The sequence below is a fragment of the Mesorhizobium sp. M5C.F.Ca.IN.020.32.2.1 genome, from assembly GCF_004023105.1.
Taxonomy (GTDB): domain Bacteria; phylum Pseudomonadota; class Alphaproteobacteria; order Rhizobiales; family Rhizobiaceae; genus Mesorhizobium; species Mesorhizobium wenxiniae.
Map to the genome: position 1 here is coordinate 1 of NZ_RZSX01001524.1, position 682 is coordinate 682.

Sequence of the window (682 nt, forward strand, 5' to 3'; positions counted from 1 at the left end):
GGTGAAGGCCATATCGTCTGCGGCCATTGCCGCAACTGCAGGGCGGGCAGGGGGCATCTGTGCCGCAACACGCTCGGCGTCGGCGTCAACCGGCCGGGCGCTTTCGGCGAATATCTGGCGATCCCGCAGCACAATGTCGTGCCGATCCCCGACGACGTGCCCGACGAGATCGCCGCAATCTTCGATCCCTTAGGCAATGCCGTTCACACCGCATTGTCCTTCGATCTCGTCGGCGAGGACGTGCTGGTCACCGGCGCCGGGCCGATCGGTATCATGGGTGCACTGGTGGCGCAGTGCGTCGGCGCGCGAAAAGTGGTCATCACCGACATCAACCCGGTGCGGCTGGCACTGGCGAAAAAGCTTGGCGTCCAGCATGTGGTCGACGCATCGAAGGAAATGCTGCGCGATATCATGCCGGCGCTCGGCATGACCGAAGGTTTTGACGTCGGCCTCGAAATGTCTGGCGCCGCACCCGCCTTCCGCGACATGATCGACGCCATGAACAATGGCGGCAAGATCGCCATTCTAGGCATCGCGCCGACCGGCTTCGAGATCGACTGGAACAAGGTCATCTTCAAGATGCTGCATCTCAAGGGCATCTATGGCCGCGAGATGTTCGAGACCTGGTACAAGATGATCGCACTGGTGCAAGGCCCGCTCGACGTCACCGGCCTCATCACCC

At 62.3% G+C, this 682-nt stretch carries 1 protein-coding gene; it reads left to right on the forward strand.

What is annotated here, in order from left to right; genetic code table 11:
- Positions 1-682 (forward strand): zinc-binding dehydrogenase (locus tag EOA86_RS37210; RefSeq protein WP_128345871.1); only part of this gene is annotated, 682 nt, incomplete at both ends.